The organism is Pseudoalteromonas sp. SG43-1 (assembly GCF_014164415.1).
Taxonomy (GTDB): domain Bacteria; phylum Pseudomonadota; class Gammaproteobacteria; order Enterobacterales; family Alteromonadaceae; genus Pseudoalteromonas; species Pseudoalteromonas distincta.
In genome coordinates this window covers 1-416 of the sequence record NZ_JACJFD010000079.1, presented here as the reverse complement: position 1 = coordinate 416, position 416 = coordinate 1, and the positions used below count along the sequence as shown (strand labels likewise).

1 protein-coding gene is annotated in these 416 nt (G+C 43.8%); it reads left to right on the top strand.

Going from position 1 to position 416, the window contains the following annotated elements:
- On the top strand, positions 1-416 hold a 416-nt coding region (locus H5159_RS20790; protein ID WP_182780974.1), incomplete at both ends, for an Ig-like domain-containing protein.

Here is a 416-nt window from a genome sequence, read left to right as displayed (position 1 = left end):
GAAACCAGCTTTACCAAAGACACTACAGTTGCAATAACAGTTGATATCAACGATACAAACGATGACGTAATTAACGGCAATGATGAAAACGTAAACGTTGAAATTACAGGTACCACAACGGGTGTCGAAGACAACCAAACGGTAACAGTGGTAGTAACAGATGAAGCCGGTAATGAGCGCAGTTTTGAAGCCACAGTTACCAACAATACTTACACAATTACCGGTGCAAACTTATCAGGCTTAAGCGATGGTGAATTAACCGCCACAGCCACGGTAAGTGATGTCGCAGGCAATACAGCAACCGCTACAGACACCGCCATTCACGATAAAACAGCCGTAACCAGCATTGATGTTGCAACAGGTGATGACGCTGTTATTAATACTGCAGAGCAAAGTAATGTAGTCGTAAGCGGTGT